The sequence below is a fragment of the Streptomyces sp. genome (genome assembly GCF_036566765.1).
Taxonomy (GTDB): Bacteria; Actinomycetota; Actinomycetes; order Streptomycetales; family Streptomycetaceae; genus Streptomyces.
Map to the genome: position 1 here is coordinate 1 of NZ_DATCVQ010000431.1, position 4,952 is coordinate 4,952.

Here is a 4,952-nt window from a genome sequence, read left to right on the forward strand (position 1 = left end):
CCGGAGCCGGGCCCGAAGGTCGGGTCGAGTGCGTACCGCGCGATCCCGAACGGCTGGAAATCGGCATCGGCGAGGATGCGGTAGAGGAACTCCGAGGTGGACATGTCGTACCGGTGCCATGCGCCGCCGTCCTCGGCCCGCACGAGGACGGGGTACTCGCCCGGCCGCTCGGCATCGATCAGCCAGAAGTACTCGTCGGCCCATTCGGTGGAGCCCCAGAGGACCAGCCCCTTGCCGCCCGGCGCGTAGATCGCAATGCCGAGCGTCTCCTCGCCCAGCAGACCTCAGCGTCCCTGCCGAAACTCGACATCGAAAGCCCCTTGCAGAAGCTCGCCCAACAGGTCGCCGCGCACCAACCGAAGCTCGACATCGCCTTGTCGCCGCCGCCTACGAGCGTCGGTGACAGCAGGGAGGCTTCAGCGGAGGACCTCGGAGGCATGCCGACCATCGACGAGGCTGACTGCGAGAGCGAACAGCTGACGTCCTCGGGTGCCAACAACGACGACGAGGAGACCGCCGACGCCCCCGGGACGCGAGGCACTGATTGCCACGACCGCCGACCCCCCGCCGGGCCTGCGGCGTGGCCTGCCAGGACCGGTCCGAGGCACCGCGCGCCGCCGAGCGTGTCGGATCTTCCAGTTCATTCCCCTCGGCCGCCCCTCTTTGCGGGTCGGTCCCGCCGGTGTGCTGGTGGGCACGGTTGAGGGCCGAGTCGACCGACACCGTCCACTCCACCGCTCCAACGGAGTCGTCCCGCACCTGGACCTGCTCCAGCAAGCGGATCCGGTTCCCGTCCGCCTCCCAGCGGTCGAACCGCTCGTACGCCGTGCGGTCGGCATCGGAGCGGAAGACCGCTTCGGTGAAACGGGGGCTCCGCGCACGAGGGGACGGGACGGGCTGAGGGATGGAACCATCGGAATGACACTCAGGCGTCGATCGTGGCGTGCCCCGCACGCCTCCGGCTCCCCGGCGGGAATCGGCCTTACCGTGCGAGCAACCCGTCCGGATACCGGACGACATCCCGCCACTCCGGCGTTCCCCTGGAGGTCATGATGCCCAGTCCACCCCAGCCGTTCGGCACCGTCGTCAGCGCCATCGGCGTCAACCTGCGGAAGTATCCGAGCACGGACTCCACCGTCATCGGCAACCTGAGCCACGGCGCCGAGGTCGGCCTGCGCAGCAAAGTGCACGCCCAGACCATCGACGGCAACAGCATCTGGTACCTGCTGCGCGACAAGGCCGCGTGGGTCGCCGCCCGGCACGTCGACAACACCGGACAGGTGCCGCTGTCCAAGGACGTCGAACCGGCCGGCCCGCAGGGCTGACAGCGAACCGGCCCCGCAGCGCCGTCCAAAGCCGTCCCGGGGGCACCCCCGTGGCTGTCTCCGGGACCGGGGCTGTGCTCGGCAAGCACGGCGGCGACCGCTAAGCCGTTTCTTCGAACGCTGCATCAACAAGCTCAAGCAATGGCGCGGCCTCGCCGCCATCTCTGTCTGGTCAGCGGCTTGGCAGGTCGTCGTCACCGCGGCGCGACAAAGGCTCCGCGGCGCGCGCTGCGACCGATTGCCGTGACCGCAGCAGCAGGGGGATGGCCATATCGACGCCGGGCGCGTCTTCGGTGGCGGTGCCGGATGCCCGCGCAAGCCCGGTGAGCCCGGGGCCGGCGGCGGCCTTCGAGACAATCGCTTGGCCTTGAGCCGACGAGTTTCCAGGTCCGGATCAGGCCCCACCTCCATGCCTCCCCCTCCGATCGCTCACCAGACGCCCAAAAGGCTCATCCGGCCAGGGGCGAAGGCTCTGTCACGCCCGGTCCGCCGCGGCCGACGCACGCGTCGCGGTCACGAGAAGGCGCACGGGCGTTCTCCTGCGTCCTGTTCGCCGCGTAGTCGGTCACCGCCTGTGGCGTGTCCCCGCGCGAGAGGGCCGATCACTCCAGGGGCCGGCTGGTGACGTAGACGGTGCGGAGGAGGATGGCTGCCGAGAGGACCAGGAGGTTGCAGCCCATCAGGCCGTACAGCCCGAGGTTGTCGCTCACGCGCGGGCCGCCGTCCATCCCCAGGAGTTGAAGGCCCGCGAAACCGAGGAAGATGCCGACGAGGGCGAGCACGACCCGGCCGACGAGTTCACCGACGACCCGTCGGTCGCGGGGATCGGCCAGGAGCCGGACATTGACGCCGAGCCGGCCCTCCTCGAGCGCGCCGCCGAGGCGGTCGAGGCGGCGCGGCAGCCGTCGCAGGACGGGCAGCAGCGCGATCAGCTCGTCGCGCGCTGCGTCACGGGCATTCTGCGGTCCCAACCGGTCGGTGAGCCGGGCCGATGCATACGTACGGGACGCCGCCAGCATGTTGAAGCCGGGTGAGAGGCGGACCAGGGTGCCCTCCAGGGTGGCCAGGGCCCGGAACACCGCCGCGATCTCGGGCGGAACCGCCAGCCGGAAGTCTGCGACCAGTCGGAACAGATCGCTGAACATCTCCACGTCGGGCGCGGATCCGTGCCCCAGATGGCGGGCGCTGAACTGCCCGAGCATGCGCAGCAGGCGTTGTTCGTCGACGTCCTCGGGGCGGTCGGTGATCTCAAGGAGGGCTTCGCGCAGGGCGAGCGGATCGCCGCGGTCGACGGCGAGGAAGAGACTGCCCATCGCCTCGCGGAGCCCGGCGTCGATCCGGCCGACGGATCCGAAGTCGAGCAGGGCGGCCGTGCCGTCGGGCTGGAGCAGGATGTTTCCGGGGTGCGGATCGGCGTGGAACACACCGTCCAGCATGATCTGGTTGAGCAGCGCGGTGAGCAGGGTCTCGGCCAGCTCGGTGCCATGCTGCTCGTCGTCGGGGACCGCCTTGCCGAGCGATGCGCCCTCGATGCGGCTCATGACGAGGACGCGCTCTGTGCTGAACTGCCCGTGCAGGACGGGGACGGCGACGGTGCAGTCGCCGCGGGCCTCGGCGGCCCGGCGCACTGCGGTCATGTTACGAGCCTCGACCCGGAAGTCCAGCTCCTCACGCAGCGCGACAGCGAAGCCCTGCGCCAGCTCGTTCAGCCCGAGACCGCGCCCCCAGGCGGTGCGGTCGCTCAGGGCGGCGGCCAGGCGCCCGACGATGTCCAGATCACGCTCCACGAATTCCGGTATCCCGGGCCGCTGTACTTTGACGATGACCTCGGTGCCGTCGTGCAGGACGGCCGCGTGCACTTGCGCGATGGAGGCTGCGGCCAGCGGGGCCTGCTCGAACGAGGCGAACAGCTCCCGCACCGGCGCTCCCAGGCTTTCTCGGAGCTGTGTCTCGACCTCGCTCCAGGGCGCGGGCGGTACCTGGTCCTGAAGCAGACTGAGCTCCTCGACATACACCTCGGGCAGCAGGTCCCGCCGGGTCGACATCAACTGGCCCAGCTTCACGAACGTGGTACCGCCGGCCTGCAACGCCTGCCGCAGCTCCCGAGCCAGCAACTCGTGTCGCACCCCCGGCGCGCGCCGTCGCCCTCGCAGATACGGCCCAAGTCCGTGCCGGGTGGCGATGCGCACCACTCCGGAGTACCGGCGCGCCCGCGCGATCCGCGCCCGTACCGACTGCGCCCACGCGAGCGGCCGCACGGCTCCCATGGGCATCACGACGTCCAGCGCGATGAGCACCGCCATGGAGGCGAGCATGCCCACCCCGACCATCAAGGACAGCAAGGGCGCGAGCTCCCCAGACTGCTCGAGCCGGGGCCCGAACAGCCCCCCGGACACCGTCAGTCCGCACATCCCCGCGATCCCGACCCGCACCGCCCCAGCCCGCACCCCAAGCAGCCGCCGCCCCACCACCGCGGGCGCCACCACCACGAGCAAGAAGACGAGCGTCCCGACCAACGCACCGGTGATCCACATGACGCCATTCAACAGCACGCATGTGCGATCGGGTTGCGGCCGGCCCCCACGGCAACGTGCAGAGCACGTCCGGGACTTGGCGGGCGCGGTGCTCCGCGCCGGTGCGTCCCGCCCACGCGCTGACCAGCACCTGCCCCATCGTGAGCTTCGGTGGGCGCCCCCGCCAGCGCCGACCGGGGTGCCGAAGACTCGCCGGGAAGGCGTCAGCCGCCTACCGGCGGGGCGCTGCGGGCCTCGCGCAGTTCGTTTGACGCCCGGAGTTCCTGGCGTGCTGCCGGCGCGAGGAGCCGCCTCGACTGTGTGGGCGTCCGCCCCGGGGCCTCCCGGACCCGCGCGTACACCGGTGCCGCGGCAAGGCGCGCGGCCTGCTTCGAGCGAGTGATCGGGGTGGCAGGCCACCGGAGAGGCACCGGGCACCGGCCGGGACCTCTGCGCTGGCCGCCTTGACCTCGTCTCTCGGGATTCGGCCGCTGCTCAACGGGCCGGCGGCACGGCGCGCCACCGCCTCGGAGTCGACGCACGCATCGGCCTGCCCGAAATCCCACCCAACTGGCAGACACGGGACCTGGGCCGAGGCCCGGCCCGGAAAGTATGATCAAAAAATGTCCGACGTGACCGAGACCACGCCCGGCTGGCTGACCACGGACGAACTGGACGTGACCAGGGCCCGGATGCCGATCCTGTATGTCGAAGCCGTGCCCGTACGCGTGGACGACAGCGGCGAAGTCACCAGCATCGGACTGCTCCTGCGCATCGGCGCGGACGGAACCATCAGCCGCACCCTGGTATCCGGCCGTGTCATGCACCACGAGCGGGTCCGTGACGCGCTGCTCCGCCACTTGGAGAAGGACCTCGGCCCGGTCGCCCTCCCCCGGGTCCCCGCCTCCCTCCAGCCCTTCACCGTCGCCGAATACTTCCCCACCGTCGGCATCACGCCGTACCACGATCCGCGCCAGCACGCGGTGTCGCTCGCGTACGTGGTGCCGGTGACCGGCGACTGCCGCCCGCGGCAGGACGCGCTCGACCTGGTCTGGGTCAGCCCGCAAGAAGCCGCCTCACCCGCCGTGCAGAACGAGATGCCCGGCGGCCACGG

3 protein-coding genes and 1 pseudogene are annotated in these 4,952 nt (G+C 71.0%); 2 read left to right on the plus strand and 2 right to left on the minus strand.

All coding sequences use genetic code 11. The annotated features are described in order from the left end of the window. Positions 1 to 546: 546 nt before the first annotated feature. Positions 547 to 831 (minus strand): annotated as a pseudogene (locus VIU94_RS25585) (IS5/IS1182 family transposase); the annotation flags it as partial. 221 nt (positions 832 to 1,052) lie between these two features. Between VIU94_RS25585 and VIU94_RS25590 the strand changes: the two are divergent. Further along, the gene (locus VIU94_RS25590) at positions 1,053 to 1,325 is read left to right on the plus strand and encodes an SH3 domain-containing protein (RefSeq protein ID WP_331914545.1); all 273 of its coding nucleotides are present in this window, start codon (positions 1,053 to 1,055) and stop codon (positions 1,323 to 1,325) included. A gap of 602 nt (positions 1,326 to 1,927) precedes the next feature. On the opposite strand, the gene VIU94_RS25595 is transcribed toward VIU94_RS25590, so the two are convergent. Next, entirely contained in the window at positions 1,928 to 3,859 is a 1,932-nt protein-coding gene (locus tag VIU94_RS25595; protein WP_331914546.1) for an ABC1 kinase family protein, read from the minus strand. 602 nt (positions 3,860 to 4,461) lie between these two features. Here VIU94_RS25595 and VIU94_RS25600 point away from each other — a divergent pair. Further along, positions 4,462 to 4,952, plus strand: a 491-nt coding sequence (locus tag VIU94_RS25600) for an NUDIX hydrolase family protein (protein ID WP_331914547.1), incomplete at its 3' end; no start/stop codon positions are given.

Coding starts and splice junctions, on each gene's coding strand:
- VIU94_RS25595 (WP_331914546.1), bottom strand. CDS start 3,859: ATGTGGATCACCGGTGCGTTGGTCGGGACGCTCGTCTTCTTGCTCGTG.
- VIU94_RS25590 (WP_331914545.1), top strand. CDS start 1,053: ATGCCCAGTCCACCCCAGCCGTTCGGCACCGTCGTCAGCGCCATCGGC.